The 19191-nt window shown below is 74.2% G+C and carries 16 protein-coding genes and 1 pseudogene; 8 read left to right on the top strand and 9 right to left on the bottom strand.

Features of this window, described 5'->3' with window-relative positions:
* Nucleotides 1-3: 3 nt before the first annotated feature.
* Nucleotides 4-897: a 5'-3' exonuclease gene (locus tag FHU36_RS23770; RefSeq protein ID WP_312891963.1), complete on the bottom strand. Its 894-nt coding sequence runs from the start codon at nt 895-897 to the stop codon at nt 4-6.
* Between the two features lie 83 nt (nt 898-980).
* On the bottom strand, nt 981-2243 hold the full coding sequence (locus FHU36_RS23765; RefSeq protein ID WP_185086101.1) for a PP2C family protein-serine/threonine phosphatase: 1263 nt from the start codon (nt 2241-2243) through the stop codon (nt 981-983).
* A 152-nt stretch (nt 2244-2395) separates the two neighbouring features.
* Between FHU36_RS23765 and FHU36_RS23760 the strand changes: the two genes are divergently transcribed.
* The gene (locus tag FHU36_RS23760) at nt 2396-3508 is read left to right on the top strand and encodes a M24 family metallopeptidase (protein WP_312891773.1); all 1113 of its coding nucleotides are present in this window, start codon (nt 2396-2398) and stop codon (nt 3506-3508) included.
* 41 nt (nt 3509-3549) lie between these two features.
* Nucleotides 3550-4695 (top strand): acyl-CoA dehydrogenase family protein, encoded by a 1146-nt coding sequence (locus FHU36_RS23755; RefSeq protein WP_185086100.1) that lies wholly within the window; start codon nt 3550-3552, stop codon nt 4693-4695.
* A gap of 46 nt (nt 4696-4741) precedes the next feature.
* Here FHU36_RS23755 and FHU36_RS44790 read toward each other — a convergent pair whose 3' ends face one another.
* Both FHU36_RS44790 and FHU36_RS44785 read right to left on the bottom strand, forming a co-directional pair.
* Complete coding sequence (locus FHU36_RS44790) at nt 4742-5170, bottom strand: DUF6508 domain-containing protein (RefSeq protein ID WP_312891962.1); 429 nt, start codon at nt 5168-5170, stop codon at nt 4742-4744.
* A gap of 24 nt (nt 5171-5194) precedes the next feature.
* Nucleotides 5195-5698: pseudogene (locus FHU36_RS44785) on the bottom strand (O-acetyl-ADP-ribose deacetylase); the annotation flags it as partial.
* 323 nt (nt 5699-6021) lie between these two features.
* On the opposite strand from FHU36_RS44785, the gene FHU36_RS23745 reads away from it, so the two are divergent.
* From FHU36_RS23745 to FHU36_RS23720, 6 genes are all read left to right on the top strand, one after another.
* Complete coding sequence (locus FHU36_RS23745) at nt 6022-10239, top strand: WXG100-like domain-containing protein (protein ID WP_185086099.1); 4218 nt, start codon at nt 6022-6024, stop codon at nt 10237-10239.
* A 42-nt stretch (nt 10240-10281) separates the two neighbouring features.
* Nucleotides 10282-10914 (top strand): hypothetical protein, encoded by a 633-nt coding sequence (locus FHU36_RS23740; RefSeq protein ID WP_185086098.1) that lies wholly within the window; start codon nt 10282-10284, stop codon nt 10912-10914.
* Nucleotides 10915-10947: 33 nt separating this feature from the next.
* Nucleotides 10948-11208, top strand: a complete 261-nt coding sequence (locus tag FHU36_RS23735) for a hypothetical protein (RefSeq protein WP_185086097.1) — start codon at nt 10948-10950, stop codon at nt 11206-11208.
* Nucleotides 11209-11326: 118 nt separating this feature from the next.
* A complete protein-coding gene (locus FHU36_RS23730; protein WP_185086096.1) occupies nt 11327-12178 on the top strand; it encodes a terpene synthase family protein in 852 nt (283 codons plus the stop codon).
* A 194-nt stretch (nt 12179-12372) separates the two neighbouring features.
* Entirely contained in the window at nt 12373-12966 is a 594-nt protein-coding gene (locus tag FHU36_RS23725) for a GTP-binding protein (RefSeq protein ID WP_185086095.1), read from the top strand.
* Nucleotides 12967-12989: 23 nt separating this feature from the next.
* Entirely contained in the window at nt 12990-13469 is a 480-nt protein-coding gene (locus tag FHU36_RS23720) for an Lrp/AsnC family transcriptional regulator (protein ID WP_185086094.1), read from the top strand.
* An 89-nt stretch (nt 13470-13558) separates the two neighbouring features.
* Here FHU36_RS23720 and FHU36_RS23715 read toward each other — a convergent pair whose 3' ends face one another.
* The 5 genes from FHU36_RS23715 to FHU36_RS23695 all read right to left on the bottom strand — a co-directional run bounded on the left by FHU36_RS23715 (nt 13559) and on the right by FHU36_RS23695 (nt 19189).
* Nucleotides 13559-14905: a serine hydrolase domain-containing protein gene (locus FHU36_RS23715; protein ID WP_246502550.1), complete on the bottom strand. Its 1347-nt coding sequence runs from the start codon at nt 14903-14905 to the stop codon at nt 13559-13561.
* 99 nt (nt 14906-15004) lie between these two features.
* A complete protein-coding gene (locus tag FHU36_RS23710) occupies nt 15005-16057 on the bottom strand; it encodes an N-acetylglucosamine kinase (RefSeq protein ID WP_185086093.1) in 1053 nt (350 codons plus the stop codon).
* Between the two features lie 26 nt (nt 16058-16083).
* Nucleotides 16084-17346 (bottom strand): 6-phospho-beta-glucosidase, encoded by a 1263-nt coding sequence (locus FHU36_RS23705; protein WP_185086092.1) that lies wholly within the window; start codon nt 17344-17346, stop codon nt 16084-16086.
* The gene (locus tag FHU36_RS23700) at nt 17343-18236 is read right to left on the bottom strand and encodes a carbohydrate ABC transporter permease (protein ID WP_185086091.1); all 894 of its coding nucleotides are present in this window, start codon (nt 18234-18236) and stop codon (nt 17343-17345) included. The genes FHU36_RS23705 and FHU36_RS23700 overlap by 4 nt, the downstream gene beginning before the upstream one ends.
* Complete coding sequence (locus FHU36_RS23695; protein ID WP_185086090.1) at nt 18233-19189, bottom strand: carbohydrate ABC transporter permease; 957 nt, start codon at nt 19187-19189, stop codon at nt 18233-18235. Before FHU36_RS23695 ends, FHU36_RS23700 begins: the two co-directional genes overlap by 4 nt.
* Nucleotides 19190-19191 lie beyond the last annotated feature (2 nt).

Genomic DNA, 19191 nt, shown 5'->3' with positions numbered 1-19191 from the left:
CGGTCAGCCGGTCAGGGCGTCGAGCAGCCGGTTGAGCGGGCTGTCCAGGCCGTTCTCGTCGGCCAGCCGGACGAGGGCGCCGGGGTCGCGCGGCTTGGCCGGCAGCGTCAGATCGGCGTCGGGCAGCGGCGCGTCGGAGGCGACCCGCACCACGGCGGGGGCGACGGCGAGGTAGTCGCCGGCGGCCGCCAGCCGGGTGCGGCTGCCCGCCGGGAAGCCGTCCACGACGCCCTCGTCGAGCGCCGCCAGCATCGCCGCCAGCGAGCCGAACCGGGTGACCAGGGCTGCGGCCGTCTTCTCGCCGACGCCCGCCACGCCCGGCAGGCCGTCGCTGGGGTCGCCGCGCAGGGTGGCGAAGTCGGCGTACGCCCGGCCGGGGATGCCGTACTTGGCCGTCACGAACGCCTCGTCCACCACCTGAAGGTTGCGGATGCCGCGCGCCGTGTAGAGGACACGGACCGGGCGGGCGTCGTCGACGAGCTGGAACAGGTCGCGGTCGCCGGTCACGATGTCGACCGGACCGGGCTCACGGGCGGTGAGGGTGCCGATCACGTCGTCGGCCTCGTAGCCGGGCGCCTCCAGGCGGGCGATGCCGACCGCGTCGAGGACCTCCTCGATGATCGAGATCTGCGGCACCAGCGTGTCGGGCACCTCCTCGGCGTCGCCCTGGGCGACCCGGTGCGCCTTGTACGTCGGGATGGCCGCGACGCGGAAGGCCGGCCGCCAGTCGGCGTCCATGGTGGCGGCCAGCCGGTCGGGGGAGTGCTGCCGGACCAGCGTGGCGATCATGTCGATGAGGCCGCGGACGGCGTTGACCGGCCTGCCGTCGGGCGCGGTGATCGACTCTGGTAGGCCGAAGAAGGCCCGGAAGTACAGCGACGGGGTGTCCAGAAGCATGAGCACGCCCCCCATCGTCGCACCTCCGGGGCCGTCGTGGTCAGCGCGTCGTCACTGCGCCGTCGTGGGCCGTCAGTGCGCCGTCACTCCGCGGTGGCGAACGCCGGCCCGTCGTCGCGGATGCCGACGGCGAGCAGGCAGGCGTCGTCCTCGGGGTTGGGGCCGCCGATGTCGGCGAGCAGCTTGTCCAGCCCCGCGTCGAGGTCGCCGTCCCACAGCCGGGCGGCGGCCTCCAGCACCAGGGCCAGGCCCTCGTCGATGTCGCGGGTGCGCCGCTCCACCAGGCCGTCGGTGAACATCAGCAGCAGGTCGCCCTCCCGCAACTGCGTCCTGACCAGATCGTACGGCTGATCGCAGGTGGCGCCCAGCAGCACGCCGCGCGGCTGGTCCAGGGGCCGGGCGGCGCCGTCGCGCACCAGGATGGGCGCCAGGTTGCCGGCCCTGGCCCAGGTGAACACCCGCGTGGAGGTGTCGAGGTGGCCGATCACGGCGGTGGCGGTCGTGCCCTCCAGCCGGTGCATGGCCAGCTCGTTCAGCCAGGCGAGCAGGCCCCCGGCGGCCTCACCGGTCATGGTCAGGCCGATGAGGGCGTGGCGGAGCTGCGCCATGTGCGCGATGGCGGGCAGGCCGTGCCCCGACACGTCGCCGATCGCCAGCAGCACCCGCCCGTCGGGCAGCGGGGTCGCCTCGAACCAGTCGCCGCCCAGGCTCGCCGTCTTCTCGGCGGGCACGTACCGCACCGCGATCCTCGTACGCGGCAGGTCGAGGCAGCCGGCCGGCTCGGGCAGGATCGCCTCGCGCAGCGCCAGCATCACGTGCCGCTCCTCGGCCGCCTTCTCGCGGGCCTCCAGGAGCTGGCGGCGCGACTCCGACATGATGCGCTCGGCGCGGCGGCGGCCGGTGATGTCCTGGACGACCCCGTGGACACCGGCCGCCCGAGCGGGCGCGTCGCCGGCCGGTCGAGCGCGGCCGCGGGCGGCCAGCGGTTCGAGGACGACGCGCAGATTGCGCAGCTCGTCGCCGCGCCGGATGCGGAACTCCGCCTGCGCCGGTCCGGCCCCCTGCACGGCCGCCACCAGGAGTTGGTCGAGCAGCCGCAGGTCGGCCGGTTCGACATGGGCGGCCAGCTCGGCCAGGCCGACCGGGCCGTCGGCGGGGTCCCGGCCGAAGATCACGTACATCTGGTCGGACCAGGTGGCCGCGCCGGTGCGCAGGTCCCACTCGGCCCAGCCCATGTTGCCCAGCCGCTGGGCGTGCGCCAGCCGGGCGGCCAGCAGCTCGCCGGCCTGACGGGAGGGGGCGGCCGTGCTCGTCGGACGGCGGCGCTGCCCCGGCCCGCCGCTCATGACGTCGACCATAAGCTCACCCTCGGAACGCGTGGAACGGGACATTAGCCTCACAATATGCGACCGTACAGGTGCACACCGTGGTCATGGCCAGTCGTGTCGTGAGACCTTTTCGCGGATTTTAGGCGGCGTCATCCGAGTAGATTTGGGCTGTGACGTCCTCAGAAGACCTGTACCCCGTCTCGCGCCTCGCCGCCGTCCAGGAGGCCACCGCCAAGGCCGGCATCGACGCGCTGCTGCTCACGCCCGGCCCCGACCTGCGCTACGTGAGCGGCTACGACGCCAAGCCGCTGGAGCGGCTGACCTGCCTGGTGGTGCCCGCCTCCGGCGAGCCGTACATGATGGTGCCGCGCCTCGAACTGCCCGCCGCGCAGGCCTCGCCCGCCTCGCGGCTGGGCCTGGAGTTCGTGGCGTGGGACGAGACCGACGATCCCTACCGGATCGCCGCCGACCGGCTCGGCCGGCCGGCCACGGTGGGGCTGGCCGACCGGATGTGGGCCATGTCGTCGCTGCGCTTCCGCGAGGTGCTGCCGGACGCCGAGCAGGTGCTGGCCGGCCGGGTGCTGCGCGAGCTGCGGATGCGCAAGTCGCCCGCCGAGGTGGCGGCGCTGCGCGCGGCCGGCGAGGCGATCGACGCGGTGCACCGGCAGGTGCCCGGCTTCCTGCGCGCCGGCCGGACCGAGCGTGAGGTGGGCCGAGACATCGCCGAGGCGATCCTCGCGGCCGGCCACGCCACGGTCGACTTCGTCATCGTCGCCTCCGGCCCCAACGGCGCCAGCCCGCACCACGAGGTCTCCGACCGGGTCATCCAGGCCGGCGAGCCCGTCGTCGTCGACATCGGCGGCCAACTGCACAACGGCTACTGCTCCGACTCGACCCGCAACTACTGCGTGGGCGAGCCGCCCGCCGACTTCGCCGTCTACTACGAGGCGCTGCGCCGGGCCCAGGAGGCCGCCTGCGCCGCCGTGCGTCCCGGCGTGCCGTGCGAGTCGATCGACGCGGCGGCCCGCGACGTCCTCACCGAGGCCGGCTACGGCGACTACTTCATCCACCGCACCGGCCACGGCATCGGCATCGAGACCCACGAGGAGCCCTACATCGTCGCCGGCAACGCCGAGCCGATGGAGCCGGGCTTCGCCTTCTCCGTCGAGCCGGGCGTCTACCTGCCCGGCCGGCACGGGGCCCGTATCGAGGACATCGTGGTGTGCGGCGACGACGGCCCCGTACGGCTCAACGACACCCCTCGTGATTTGGTGATCGTTTAGGGAGAATCGGGACACCGTACACTCTCACAAGGAGTTTCTCGATGACCGTTGAGCGTGCCCTGCCCACCCCTGAGGCGCACGACCTGATCCAGCTGACCCGTGAGCTGGTGGCCAAGGAGGTCGCGCCCCGGGCCGCGGCCGACGAGGCGGCCGGGCGGTTCCCGCGCGAGGTGTTCGCCACGCTGGGCGCCGCCGGGCTGCTGGGCCTGCCCTACCCGGAGGAGTACGGCGGCGCGGCCCAGCCGCAGGAGGTCTACCTGCAGGTCGTCGAGGAGCTCGCGGCCGGTTGGCTCGCCGTCGGCCTCGGCGTGTCGGTGCACACGCTGTCCTGCTTCCCGGTGGCGGCGTTCGGCGGCGCGGAGCAGCGGGCGGCGCTGCTGCCCGCCATGGTCGGCGGCGACCTGATCGGCGCCTACTGCCTGTCGGAGCCGCAGTCCGGCTCCGACGCCGCCGCGCTGACCACCAGGGCCGTTCCCGGGCCCGACGGCTACACCGTCGACGGGGTCAAGGCGTGGACCACCCATGGCGGGGTGGCCGACTTCTACCTGGTCATGGCCCGCACCGGCGAGCCGGGCGCGCGCGGGGTGTCCTGCCTGCACGTTCCCGCCGGGGTCGACGGGCTGTCGTTCGCCGCGCCCGAGCGCAAGATGGGCATGCGGTCCTCGCCGACCGCGCAGGTGCGCCTCGACGGGGTACGCCTGCCGCGCGAGGCGCTGGTCGGCACGGAGGGTGAGGGGTTCCGCATCGCCATGGCGGCCCTCGACGGCGGCCGGCTCGGCATCGCCGCCTGCGCGGTGGGCGTGGCCCAGGCCGCCCTCGACGCCGCCACCGGCTACGCGCGCGAGCGGCGCCAGTTCGGCAGCCGGATCGTCGACTTCCAGGGCGTGTCGTTCATACTGGCCGACATGGCCACGCAGATCGCCGCCGCCCGGGCCCTCTACCTCGAAGCGGCCCGGCTGCGCGACGCCGGCCGCCCGTACGGCACGCGCGCGGCGATGGCCAAGCTGTTCGCCACCGACATGTGCATGAAGGTCACCACGGACGCGGTGCAGGTGCTCGGCGGCTACGGCTACGTCGAGGACTTCCCCGTGGAGCGCTACATGCGAGAGGCGAAGGTGCTGCAGATCGTCGAGGGCACCAACCAGATCCAGCGCCTGGTCATCGGCCGGGCGGTGGCCAAGGAGTGAGCCGGGGCCGGTGAGACGGGTCGGCGGGCGGCCCCGCCACCGGCTGCTACCCGGTGGCGGGGCGTTCCTCGTCGAACCAGCGGCGCAGCCGGCGCAGCACGGCCCGGAAGGCGCCCCGGTCGAGGGCCTGCTCGATCGTCCCGTCGCTGAACCGCTCGCCCCGGATGATCGCCGTGGCCAGCCGGGCCGCGTCGGCCACCGGCGCGTCGTCCAGGCCCCGCCCGTCCGGCCAGAGGGGGTTGCCGCGCACCCAGTCGGGCCAGCCGAACACCACGACCGCCCCCAGCTCGCCCAGCAGCCCGAGGATCCGCTGGACCGCCTCGCCGTACACGGGGTAGGGCATCTGGATCACGCCGGGTTCGAGCTCCTGGCCGCCGCGCCACGACACCTCCAGGTCGGCCGGGGTGAGCGCGTCGGCGCAGGCGAACAGCGCCCGCCAGCGCTCCTCCGGCTGGGCGGCGAGCCGGGCCGCGATCTCCTCGTCCGACGGCCCGGCCGCCTCCAGAGCCCGCCGGAAGGCGGCGTGCACGTCCGGTGTGAACAGCACGAACCGCGCCTCCGCCACCCGCGTGCGCGCCGACCTGACGGTGGCGACGGCGATGCGGGCGGCGTCCTCGACCGGCCAGCCGTAGATCCCGGCGGACACGGCGGGCAGGGCCACGGTCGCGGCCCCCACCTCGTCGGCGACCCGCAGCGCCTCGCGGTAGCAGGAGGCCAGCAGGTGCGAGCGGTCCTCGGTGCGGGAATGGACGGGGCCGACGGCGTGGATCACCCACCGGGCCGGCAGGTCGCCCGCCGTCGTGGCCACCGCCTGGCCCACCGGCAGGCCCCTGCCGTAGCGGGAGGCGCGCAGCATGCGGCACTCCTCCAGGATGGCGGGCCCGCCGCGCCGGTGGATGGCGCCGTCCACCCCGCCGCCGCCCATCAGGGAGGAGTTGGCGGCGTTGACGACGGCGTCGACGTGCTGCTGGGTGATGTCGCCCTGGACGAGCGTGATCCGCATGACTTCTCCGGTGCCGTGTGCTGGTCGCCCCATCTTCGCCGACGCTTTCAGCATTGACGAAGTGTCGGTCCGCGGCGGGCCGCCGATGGCACGATCCACCGCGTGTCCACCCCTGTACGCCCGATCCGGAACGGTCCGCCCCCGCCATCACCTGCCGTCGTCGTGACGCCCGGCGGGCCCCCGCGCCACGCCGCGGCCCGGCCGCCCGCCCTCGCGGCCGGGCGGCGGCCCGCTCGACGGCCGCACGGCGTCGCCGGCCCGCTCCGACCCCGGCGACCGGCCACGACGGAGGAGACGACGACAGGCGGCTGCGGAGGCCATAGGTGGGCACGGAACGCCGGTTAGAGGTCCGGCCGGCGCTGATGGCGGCGGCCGCCCAGGGCATCGACGAGGCGGGCCTGGCCCTGCACCGGCAGGTCGTCGCGTTCACCGGGGCGCTGGCCGCGCTCGGCCGGCCCTGGGGTGACGACGAGCTGGGCCGCGCGTTCTTCGAGGGGGAGGACGGCGCCCCGGGGTTCCGCACGGCCCGGGACGCGTCGCTGGAGTCACTCGCCGGCCGGGTGCTGGCGCTGCGCGGTCACGCGGCCGGCGTCACGCGGATGGCCGAGCTGTACGAGACGGCGGAGGCCGCCGGCGCGGGTCGAGCCGTCCCGCCCGCCGGCAGGGGCGCTCGGCCGCCGGGCGGCGCCGCCTCGCCCGCGCCGCTGGACGTCGTGGGCCCGGCAGGCGGCGCGCTGGCGCACGACGGCCCGCCGCCGCCGTGGGGCGCCTGGCTGCTGCGCCTCCTCGAGGAACTGGTCGTCGGCTGCTCGTGGCCGGCCGGGGACGCCCGGAGGCTGGAGCAGCTCGCCATCGCCTTCGAGGACATGGCCGAGGCGGCCGATCAGGTCGGGGACGCCGCCGCCGACCACGCGCGCGAGATCTTCAAGAACAACGCCGGAGCGGGGATCGAGGGGTTCGCCCGGTCCTTCTTCGGCATGGCGCGGGAGAGGGACCCGGCGGACCTGTGCCGCGCGGTCGCGGCCCACTGCCGGGCCATGGCCACCGGCATCGAGGCCGTCAAGACCCAGTTCCGGCGCTCGCTGCTGTTCCTCGCGGTGCTGTGGGCCACCGCGCGGGCCTTCGCGCTGCTGCCCGCCGGCGCGACCGCGCACCTGCTCGCGATGAGCCGGACCGCGGTGGTCGGCCTGGCGCTGCGCCGCCTGATCCTCGACGTACGGGTGCGCGCCGCCCTGGCGGGAGCGGTCTACGACGGCGGGCTCGGCTACATCGCCCAGGACGCCCAGCGGGACCACGGCCTGCGCCAGGACATCGACTGGACGTCGGTCGCCCTGTCGGCGGCGTTCTCCTCCGCGGCCGGGGCCACCATGGGAGCGGCCTACCTGCGGCTCGGCAGGGCCGCGGCCGGCGGGAACGACGTCGCCGGCTACCTCACCGGCCACCTGTCCGGCCGCCTCGCGGTCAACACCGCGCTCGGCTTCGCCTTCAACGCCGGTGGCGAGGCGCTGATGAACGGCGGCGACGTGGACTGGGGCAGGGCCCTGCTGATGGCGGGCGGCGCCGCCGTCAACGGGGAGGTGCTCAACGCCTTCGGCGTCAACGGGCCGGCCCTGGACCCGCTCGCCGTGGAGGGCGGTGCCCACCCCGCCGGGCCCGCCACGGGGCCGGGCCCCTCCCCGCGGTCGGCCACGCTCACCTCGGTCGCGGATGGCGCGGACGTCGGGGGCGGTGGTGGCGGGGACCTGTACGCGCACCCCGGCCAGGGGGCTCGGCAGGGGGCCGACGCCGCTCCGGCGGCACCTGGGGCAGCCGGGGTTCCCGGCCGGGATCCGGCCCATCCCGCCTACGCCGCGCAGCCCGGCACCCGCCAGGCCCAGGCTTTCCAGGGTCAGGCGTCCGAGGAGCGTGCGTTCCAGGATCGGGCCTTTCAGGATCGGGCCTTTCAGGATCGGGTGCTCCAGGGTCAGGCGTTCCAGGATCGGGCGTTCCAGGATCGGGCCTTTCCGGATCGGGCGCTCCAGGACCAGGGGCGGTCCGCAGGCGGTGCGGGCTCCCGGGAACCGGCCGCCCAGGCGACACATCCGCCGCTCGCCTCCCGAGCGCCCGCCGAGCACGCTCACGAGCGCGGTGGTGGAGGCGCCCATGAACGCGGTGGTGGAAGCGCCCACGAGCAAGCTGCCGGGGGCGCGGGCGAACGTGCTGCCCGGGGTGCCGACGATCGCGCGGCGGGGGGTGCCCACGAGCGCGGGGCCGGGGGCGGCGCCGCTGCTCGCGGTGACGTCGGCGCAGCTCAGGGAAGCGCTCCGGGCCGGGCCGGCGCGTCCTCGCCCGGCGTCTCCCACGACGGGGCCCGGGCCGAGGCGCCCTCGCCGGCCGATTCTCGCGACAGGGCCGGGGCCCCGCCGCGCCCCGCAGCCGACCCGGGTCCCGCAACCCACCCGGGCCCCGATGCCGCGCGGGGGCCCGCTGCCGGTGCCCCGTCCCCGGCAGCCGTCCACACCGTCACGGCAGCGGCCCACACCGCCGCGTCGCACACCGCCGCGTCGCACACCGCCGCGTCGGCGGCCGACGCCACACCGGTGGCCGCCGGAGCGCGGGCCGACGGGGGCACGATCGCGGCCGGAGGCACCGCAGCGGCCGACGGGACGCCGGCGAGCGACCGGGCCGGGCTCCCCGGAGGCGGCCACGACCCGTACCCGCGGTACGGCCGGGACGGGAGCGGCGGCGCGGAAGGGCCTGGCCACGACGGCGGAGACGGCGAGGTACGGCCCGATCCGGACGGTCCCCGGATCGACCTGTCCCTTCTCCACCCGGTCGCCGCCCTCGAGTTCTCGGCGGCGGTGCGGCAGGTGGCGGCGGAGTACCCCGCGCTGCACAGGGACCTGAGGCACCTGCGCGCCGACGACTTCAGCGCCGACCCGCGCCTGGCCGGCCTGCGGCTGGACGCCTACGCCGTCACCACGGGCGAGGGCCGGGGACTGTACTTCGACGCGAACGTCCTGAACGGCCGCCCGGCCTCCGAGGCCGCCTCGTGGGAGGAGGCGGGAGGCTGGACGGTGCCCGGCGGCGGCTCGATCGCGGGCGTCGTCCGCCACGAGTTCGGCCACTACGCCGCCGAGCGGATCATGCGGGACCCGGCCGTGCGCGCCGAGGTCGGCGACGTGGTGTCGCGCGAGCTCGGGTTCCCGTACGACCTCACGCGCCCGCACGACCCGGTCACGCGGACGGCCGTGGAGAGCAGGCTGTCCACGCTGGGCATGGACAACCCGCACGACATGATCGCGGAAGCGTTCGCGGAGGACGCGCCCGGCGCCCGGCCGCGCCCGCTGGCACGCGCGATCGGCGAGGTCATCCGCAGGCACTACGGGGGCGAACGCGACCTTTCACCGGTGGGGGACCGGCCCGCCGATCCGGTCGACGTGAGCCGGTCCGACAGGTCGCTGGGCGCCCGGGAGGAGGTCCACGCGCGGACGTCCCGCCCGGAGCACCCGGCCGCGGCCGGCGCCAGGCGGCTGATGGAGCAGTCGCGCTTCGCGGGGCGTGTGGACGACTGGGACGGCGTCCGGGCCACGCGCAGGGAGGGCAGGGACCTCATCCACGCCCACCGGCTGCACCAGGGGGTGGAGTGGCGCCGCTTCAGGGACGGGGCGGACCCGGAGACGGTCGGCTGGGTCGCCGGCATCCTGATGGGCGCGCCGTTCAACATCCCCTCGGAGCGGCTGTTCGCGGCCCGGGAGCCGGACCCCGGCCCCGTCGCGGACCGCCCCGGCGGCGGCGAGCCCGCTCCGAGGACGGGCCGGCCCAAGCTCGTGTACGTCAAGGAGACCACCGACGACCCGTCCGGCGGCGGCGAGGACCGGCCCGACACCCCGCAGAACAACCCCGGCATGCTGCAGGACACCCAGGGCAGGACGGTCGAGCGGCAGGTCGCGAAGATCTGGCAGGACATCAAGGGACCGTTGCAGCAGGCGGCCGACGATGCGTGGGCGAAGGGCAAGGAGCGCCTGCGCAAGGAGAACCCGGAGCTCCACGCCGCCGACCCGCACCTCGTGGGCGACGCGGCGACGCTCGTGGGCACGTACGCGCACACGCACCTCAACCAGTGGATCATCGACAACGGCGACAAACTCGTCGACCCGGAGAAGGGATACCGGCTGCGCGGCGAGGTCTCCTACGACAGGAAGGGGCGCGAGGTCCACGACACCCGCGACGGGCAGGGCGCGATGCTCTTCGGCAGGCGCAGGGACACCATCCGCCCGGACATCGTCCTGGAGCGCACCGTCACCGTCGAGGACAACAAGGGCCGGGTCGTCGCCCACAACTGGGACGTGGTCCTGGTCATCGACCTGAAGACCGGCAAGGCGCCCATCGCCGCGGAGTGGGAGGGCAAGGTCTATGAACGGCTCAATCCGGTGTTCGCGTCCAAGGAGCTCCGGCCCGCCGAACGCACGATCGAGGCCATCGCGAAGGCCACGGCCGAGGCCAGGCGCGAACGCGAGATCGAGCAGGCGCGCAGACGGAGGGAGGCACGTGGGCACTGAGCGCATGATCACTGAGCGCGTGATCACGGGGGTGGTTCGCCGATGACCGGAGCACCCGAGACGTGGGAGCGGCTGGCCCGGTCGCTGCGCGGCGACCTGCCGGGCCGGTGGACGCTGCGCGGCCCCGGGAGCCACCCGTTCCTGGTCCGAGAGCCGGTCGCCTGGACCATCGCGTGGGTGGGCCATCGCCGGCGCGGCTCGCACGGCACGCTCTCGGCGGGCGTGCTGCCGCTGGTGGAGCCGTTCACCGGCTGGCACCTGGAGTACGGGACGGTGATGGACGACGTCGTCGGCGGCCCCCGCACGCTCGACCTCGACTCGCCGGAAGCGCTCGGCGTGGCCCGCGCGTTCGTGCTCGGGCACGCGCTGGAGATCCTCGGCCACTGGTCGCTGGAGCGGATCGCCGAGACGGCCGAGGCGCGGTTCGCCGCGCGGCCGGACGACCCGCGGGGCAGCGGCTGGACGGTGCTGCCCGGCTGCCGGGTGGTCCTGGCCACCGGTTCGCCCGAGGAAGCGGCGCGGCGGCTCGCTGGCCCGGACCCCGAGGACCGGGAGTACTACGGCGGCCTGGCGAACGCCTGGCGCGCGGGGGGACGGGAGGCGGCGCTGCGCTTCCTGCGGCGGCACCGCGACGACGTCCTGCGCGGCGAGCAGGTGGATCGGGCCCGCTCATGAACAGGACGGGATCAGCACGGGAGGAGGCGTCCCATGCGGCGTCGGCCGAGCATCTGTGACGCCTGCGCCCGGCTGCGGCAGCGGGCGAATCCGCAGGCCGTGAGCTCGATCGAGCGCTACGTCCCGTACTGCGAGGCGTTCCCACGCGAGGTGCCCGAGGAGATCGTCTTCGGCGGGTTCGACCACCGCCGGCCGTATCCCGGCGACGGGGGGATCCGGTTCGAGCCGCGCGCCGGCGGTGAGAGCGCCCTGGCCGCGTACGAGCGCGAAGGGCGCCCGCCCGCCGGTGGGTGAGGCGGCTCCCGCGCCTTGATCGGATGTGTTGATCATGTGACAATGCGCATGCGAGGGATGACAGCCGGACACCGGGGGACGCCGCCCATGATCCGTGTGCCGATCGAGCGGTCCTAGGATGCCGGCCGACGAGCTGGACGACGCGTTCGCGGCCGGCCGGGCCTGCGCGCTGGCCGCCGAGTGCGGCAGGGACCTGCGGCGCTGCGCGCAGATGTACGGCGGGCTGTTCCCTCAGGCGGCCTTCGACGCCGACCTCTACTCCTCGCTGACGCTGGCCGGCGCGTTCAGCTCCCCCTGGACGGGGGCCGACGGCCTGAAGGTGGGCAACCGGGCCGCGCTGTGGGTGCTGGCCGTCGAGCGGCTGGTCCACCACACCGCCACCGGGCGCGAGCAGGTGGACACCCTGGTGCGCGACTGCCTGGCCGTCGCCGACGGGGCCGTGCCCGGGGCGGCGGTGACCCGGTTCCTGGCCGACCTGCGCGACGAACTGGACACGGTCGCCGCCTTCGGGGCGCTGCACGGCCTGTGGCGCGACCAGCTCGCCCGGACGCTCGCCGCGATGGCCCGCGCCTGGATGTGGCGCGACAGCCGTGCCGTGCCCACGCTCGCCGGGTACGTGGACAACGCCGACAGCCACGGCTCCGCCTTCGTGGACCTGTCGTACTGGATCTACGCGGGAGAGGAGTGGGCCAGGGGGCACCTGGCAGAGCTGCGGCCCGCCAGCGCGCAGGTGCAGCGCTACCTGCACCTGCTGGGCGACCTGGCCTCCTACCGCCGGGACGTCAGCTGGGGCGACCTCAACGTGCTCATGCTCGGCGTCAGCCGCGCCGAGGTGACGGGCGCGATGGCGGAGCTGGCGCGCGAGGCCGCCGAGCTGATCGGCGAGCTGAGCCGGCCCAGCCCCCGCACGGCCGCCTACCTGCGGCGGCGCATGCACTTCCACGCCGGGTTGCACGGGGCGTCCGCCTGAATCACCGTACTCTCCGTGAAATGTTGATTTTTGAACAGGTATGTGGCTTGAGGGGACTATGTGGCGTTGCTAGGGTGGCCCGGTATCGAGTTTCTGGATCAACCACTACTGTGCCTTGACACCTTCACCTGACAAGGCGCTCCAGGGCGGACTACGTGCGGCCCTGCCGCGCGGGGACATATGGGCGGTGCTCGATGGACTTCGGCCTCTCCGGTCGCCGGAGACTGCCCACCGCGATCAAGATCTTGATCGCGGGCGGCTTCGGCGCGGGCAAGACCACCATGGTCGGCGCCGTCTCCGAGACCCGCACGCTGCGCACCGAAGAGGCGCTCACGCACGTCGGGCAGCACATCGACGACCTGTCGGGCGTCGAGGCCAAGCCCACGACGACCGTCGTCATGGACTTCGGCCGCATCACCATCCACGGCGACTACATGCTCTACCTGTTCGGCACGCCGGGGCAGGAGAGGTTCTGGTTCGTCTGGGACGACCTGACCATGGGGGCGCTCGGCGCCGTCGTGCTCGCCGACACCCGACGGCTGGCCGACTGCTTCCCCTCGATCGACTACTTCGAGCGGCACGAGACGCCGTTCGTGGTGGCGCTCAACTGCTTCGACGGCGCCCGGCCCTTCACGGTCGGCGAGGTGCGCCAGGCGCTCAACCTGGAGCCCGAGATCCCCATCGTGCTGTGCGACGCCCGCCGGCGCGACTCCGGCCGCGACGTGCTGATCACGCTCGTCGAGCACGCCATGCGCCGGGGCGTCACCCCCGTCGGGACCATGTCGTGACCTCGACCGGCTATTTTTGACCGATGGAGGAGATCGACCGCCGGATCGTCACGTTGCTGGCCGGGGACGGCCGGATGAGCTTCACCGACCTGGCCAGGGAGACCGGGCTCTCGGTCTCCGCCGTCCACCAGCGGGTGCGCCGCCTGGAGAAGCGCGGCGTCGTCCGCGGCTACGCCGCCATCATCGACTACGACGCGATCGGGCTGCCGCTCACCGCGTTCGTGTCGATCAAGCCCATCGATCCGGCCGCGCCCGACGACGCCCCCGACCGGCTGGCCCACCTGAGCGCCATCGAGGCCTGCCACAGCGTGGCCGGCGACGAGAGCTACATCCTCAAGGTCCGCGTCGCCTCCCCGGTGGGGCTGGAGGACCTGCTGCAGCAGATCCGCGCCTCGGCGAACGTCTCCACCCGCACCACGGTCGTCCTCAGCACCCCCTACGAGCACCGCGCCGCCGAACTGGCGGGCGACAGCGGCAAACCCGACGGCGACGCCGCCTCCTGACACCGCGCCCTGACACCGTTTCCTGACAACACCACGGGCACGCCCGAGGGCGTGCCCGTGATGGTGGGCGGCGGTCGAGCGCGCGATCCTCAGCGCTTGATCGACAGCAGCCGGTCCGCGGGGAGCGGCGTGACCGGAGCCTGCGCCGTCCTGGCGGCGCCCGGCCCGCACAGGCCCGCCATCAGGTGACCGCCCAGGGCGGCGTCGATGGGGTGCGGCTCGAGCACGCCCTCGTCGTTGACCCTCTGATACTTCATCAGGTTGAACCCGAACGACATCAGCCGGCGGCCGTCCGGGCTGGCCAGCGACTGGGTGCCCATGCCCCACACCCCGCCGTCGTGCCCCCAGAACCGGCCGCACGGCAGGTCCAGCGCGTAGAGGCCGAGGCCGTAGTCGATGGCGAACCCGCCTACCCCGACCGGCACGGTCTTCTGCATCTCGGTGAGCTGCGCCCGGCCGAGGAGCCGGCCCTGCAGCAGCGCCCGGTAGAACCGGTTGAGGTCGTCCATGGTCGACACCAGCGCCCCGGCCGTGCCGCCCCAGGACATGTCGTAGACGCTGTAGTCACGCGGCGGGTCGATCAGCCCGTACATCGACTCGTACGCCTTGGAGTGCGGGCCCGGGATGCGCGGGGTGCGCGGGAACGACGTGTCGCGAAGCCCCGCCCGGCCGATCACGTGGCGGGTGATGTGGCGCTCGGCCGGTGCGCCGGTGACCTTCTCCAGCAGCAGGCCGGCGATGATGTAGTTGGTGTTGGAGTACGAGCCCGGCGTGGCACCCGGCTCGCCCGTGGGCGGCGCGGCCAGCCCGAACTCCACGAGCTGTCGCGGCTGGAGCGTGCGGAAGCGGTGCTCGTCGAGGCTGGCGGTCGAGCCCTGCGCCAGCGACGGGAACGCCCCCAGGACGTAGTCGGCGATGTGGCTGGTGTGGTTGAGCAGCATCCGCACAGTGACCCGGTCGCCGCGCTCGCCCGGCAGCAGCCCGGGCAGGTAGCGGTTCACCGGCGCGTCCAGCTCGACGGCGCCCCGCTCCACCTGTTGCAGCACGGCCACGGCGGTGAACGTCTTGGTGATGCTGCCCACCCGGTGCCGCATGTCCGCCCGCACCGGCCGGCGGGTCTCCACGTCGGCCACGCCCGAGGCGCCCTTCCAGCCGTGGCCCCCGTCGCGCACGGCTGAGTAGATGCCGTACATGCCGGCCTCGTGGACGGCGTCGAGCGACTGCCGCAACGCCTGGCGGTCGAGCGGCGAGCCGGACGCCTGTGACGTCGCCGCGGGGGCGGCGGACGGGCCGGTCACCGGGGCGCCGGCGGCTGCCGGGGCGGCCGGCGCCGCCGTGGCGAGCAGCGCGCCCGCGGCGGTCACGGCCAACATCCGCCTGCCGCGGCGCGGCGTCATGGTCCTGTCGTCCTTCTGGGTGGATCGGCTCGGAGTCATGGCATCAGCATGATCCAATCCGCGGCGCCGGGTTAGTCCGCTGTGTCACCGGCTGCGCATGACAGCCGTCATGCGGGGCCGGTGACACCTGTCCTGCGGTCAGGCCGGCACGCCCTCCTCGTAGCGGGCGCGCAGGCGGGACCCGGCCGCCTCGGTCGCGCCGAGGCGGTCGAGGCCGCTGAGCGCGGCGCCGACGATCGGCGGCACGTCGGCCACGACGATCTCGGCGTGCGGCGCCGCGGCGGCGAACCCGTGCTCCAGCAACGACGTCAGGAGCGGGTCGCGGGCCCGCAGGACGCCGCCGCCGAGCACCACCTCGGCGGGCGTCTCCAGCAGGCCGAGGCGGCGCAGGCACACCTGGGCCATGATCGTCACCTCCCCGGCCAGCCGCTCCACCAGGCCCAGCGCGACCGCGTCGCCCCCGGCCGCCGCCGCGAGGACACCGGGGGCCAGCTCGTGCAGCCCGCCGTACGGCACCCGGTCGAAGTGCAGGTCCAGCGCGAGCTCCTCGACCGTGTGGACGCCGAAGTGTGCCCGCACCACGTCCACCAGGGCCGTGGCGGGGCCGCGGCCGTCCTCGGCGCGCGCCGCGTGCCACAGGGCGTCCTCGCCGATCACCTGGCCGCCGCCCCAGTCGCCGCTGATCCGGCCGAGCGCCGGGAAGCGGGCCACCTCGCCGGTGGGGGAGACGCCGACGGCGTTGATGCCCGCGCCGCACACCACCGCGACCCCCCACGCGGCCGAGGCGCCCGCCCGGAGCAGCGCGAAGGTGTCGTTGCGCACGACCACGTCCGGAGCGAGACCCCGCGCCGAGAACTCCCGGGCCAGCGCCTCCTCCTCGACCGGCAGGTCGGCCCCGGCCAGGTAGGCGGCCACATGGTCGAACGGCGGGTGCCGCCCGGGCGGCAGGGCCTCCCGCACCGCCTCCCGCAGCGCGTCGGTCACGGCCCGCTCGATCACGTCCACGGCCGCCGCGACGCCCGCGCTCTGCGGCAGGAACGGTCCCGAGCGGGCCGTGGCCAGCACCTCGCCGTCGTCGGCGACCACGGCCACGTCCGTCTTGCTGTTGCCGCCGTCGACCGCCAGGACGAGCCTGCGGCCCGCTGCCGGCGCACCGTTCGCGGGTGCACTGTTCGCGGGTGCACTGTTCATGGGCGCACTGTTCACGGGCGTACTGTTCACGGGCGTACCGTCCACGGCAGGAAGGAGTGGTTGGCCTCCAGCAGCAGCCCGGTTAGCTCCTCGGCGACCGCGTCCTGGCCGACCAGCGGGTGGGCGAGCAGGGCGTCGCGCACCCGGTCGGCGCCGCCGTGCCGGGCCGCCTCCAGGGCCAGCGTCTCGTACGCCGACACGTGCCCGATAAGCCCCGCGTACAGCGGCTCGACCGGCGCGACCGGCAACGGCCTGGCGCCCGCGGCCGTGACGGCGGCGGGCACCTCGACCACGGCGTCGGGGTCCAGGAACGGCAGCGTGCCGTCGTTGCGCACGTTCACCACCTGGACGTCGCCCCGGTCGCCGAGCAGCGACGCGATGAGCGCCACCGCCGCCTCGGAGTAGTAGGCGCCGCCGCGGCCGGCGAGCAGCTCGGGCTTGGTGACCACCGACGGGTCCGCGTACAGCTCCAGCAGCCTCGTCTCCATGGCCGCCACCTCGGCGGCCCGTGACGGCTTCGAGCGCTGTTCGCCGACGACGGCGTCGTGCGCGTAGAAGTAGCGCAGATAGTACGAGGGCACCGCGCCGAGCCGCCGGAGGAGCTCCGGGCGCAGGCCGACCGCTTCGGCGATCCCCTCGCCGTGCGAGGCGAGCAGCGACGGCAGCACGTCCTGCCCGTCGAGGTGGACGGACCGTTCCCACGTCAGGTGGTTCAGCCCCACGTGGCCGAGCGACACCCGCGACGGCGGCACGCCCAGCAGTTCGGCGAAGCGCCGCTGGAAGCCGATGGCCACGTTGCACAGCCCGATGGCCCGGTGCCCGGCGTCCAGCAACGCCCGGGTGACGATGCCGACTGGGTTGGTGAAGTCCACGATCCACGCGTCCGGCGCGTTGCGCCGCACCACGTCGGCGATCTCCAGCACGACCGGAACGGTCCGCAGCGCCTTGGCCAGCCCGCCCGCGCCCGTCGTCTCCTGGCCGACGCAGCCGCAGCGCAGCGGCAGCGTCTCGTCCACCTCGCGCGCCGCCTGCCCGCCGACCCTGAGCTGGACCAGCACGGCCTGCGCGCCCGCGACCCCCTCCTCGACCGAGGAGGTGGCCGTCACCCGGCCCGGATGCCCGGCGTGCGCGAGCATGCGCCGCGCCATCCCGGAGATCAGCTCCAGCCGTGACCCGTTCGGATCGACCAGCGCGATCTCGGTCACCGGCAGTTCGTCGCGCAGCCGCGCGAACCCGTCGATCAGCTCGGGCGTGTACGTCGAGCCGCCCCCGACCACGGCGAGTTTCAACCCTTCACTCCTGTCAGCGTGACGCCCTCGATGAAGACCCTCTGGGCGAAGAAGAACAACACGATCACCGGGGCCGTCACCAGCAGCGTGGCGGCCATGGTGAGGTTCCACTGGACACTGTGGAACGCCTTGAACGTGGCCAGCCCCACCGACAGGGTCCAGCCCTCCTGGGCCACTCCGCCGTACAGCAGCGGCCCGTAGTAGTCGTTCCAGCAGTAGAAGAACTGGAACAGTGCCACGGCGGCGATCGCCGGCCGTGCCATCGGCAGCACCACCTTGAACAGCGTCCGCAGGTCGGAGCAGCCGTCCACCCGGGCGGCGTCGGTGTAGTCGCGCGGGATCGAGATGAGGAACTGGCGCAGCAGGAAGATGGAGTAGGCGTCGCCCAGCAGCATCGGCAGGATCAGCGGCCACAGGCTGTCGGTCAGCCCGGCCCGCGCCCAGATGAGATAGACGGGCACCGCGACGACCTGCGGCGGCAGCATCATGGTGGTGATCACCAGCAGGAACGCCAGCCGCCGCCCGCGGAAGCGGAACCTCGCCAGCGCGTACGCCACGGGCACCGACGACACCAGCATGAACACGGTCCCGAGCCCGGCGTACAGCAGCGTGTTGGCCGTCCAGCGCAGCAGCTCGGACTTGGCGAAGACGGTGGCGAAGTTCTCCCAGTTCCAGGTCCGCGGCCACAGCTCGCTGGTCAGCGCCTGCTCGTCGGTCATCAGCGCGGTCAGCGCCAGGAAGAGCGGCGGGGCCAGGAACATCAGCGCCAGCGCGATGGCCAGCGCGTGCGTGGCGACCCAGACCAGCATCCGCCGCCTGCGGGGGGCGGCGCCGGTGCGGCGCGCCCCCCGGACGCCGGCGGGGGAGGGCGCGGTGACGGTGACGCTCATGAGCTCTCCTCGGCCCGGCGGAACTGGCGCAGCAGGACCAGCGTGAAGATCATCGACGTGCCGAACAGCAGCAGCGCCAGCACACAGGCGTAGCCCATGCTGTAGTCGCGGAACCCGACGTGGAACAGCCACTGCGGCAGCGTGAGCAGCGACTCGTCCGGGTAGCCGGGGATGAAGTTCGAGCCGGCCGAGTCGGTCGCGCCCGACGCCACCCGGGAGGCGATCATCGCCTGCGTGAAGTACTGCAGCGCGTAGATCACCCCGGTGACCGCGGAGAACATGAGCACCGGCGAGATCATCGGCAGCGTCACGCTGCGGAAGCGCCGCCAGGCGCCCGCCCCGTCGATGGCGGCGGCCTCGTACAGGTGCTTGGGCACGTCCAGGAGGGCCGCCAGGAAGATCACCATGGTGTTGCCGCAGCCCCACAGCGCCAGCAGCGTCAGGCTCGGCTTGGACCAGGCCGGGTCGCCGAACCAGTCGGGCCCGGTGATGCCGAACACGGCGAGGAACTGGTTCCACGGCCCGGTCGCCGGGTTCATCAGGAACACGAACGTCACCGTCCCGGCCACCGCCGGCACCAGCGTCGGCAGGTAGAAGATCGTCCGGAACAGCCCCACCCCGGCCTTCAGCATCGTCACGAGCTGGGCCACGGCCAGCGAGAACAGCACCTGCGCCGGCACCATGAACGCCACCAGCCACAGGGTGTTCTTCGCCGACGTCACCACCCTGGGGTCCTTGAGCAGGTAGCGGTAGTTGTCCAGCCCGGCGAACTCCAGCGTGAACAGGTCGTAGCGGTGGAAGGAGAAGTAGACCGTGGCCAGCAGCGGGTAGACGAAGAACACCGACACGCCGACCAGCCAGGGTGACAGCCACAGCAGGGCCCGCAGGCCCTCGCCGCGCCGCCACCGGGGCGATCCCGGACGGGCGGGCGCGGCGTGGGAGACGGAAGCCATCG

It is taken from the genome of Nonomuraea muscovyensis (assembly GCF_014207745.1).
In the GTDB taxonomy this organism is placed as follows: domain Bacteria; phylum Actinomycetota; class Actinomycetes; order Streptosporangiales; family Streptosporangiaceae; genus Nonomuraea; species Nonomuraea muscovyensis.
Note: the sequence above shows the minus strand (reverse complement) of the source record. Positions and strands in the feature narration are given on the sequence as shown.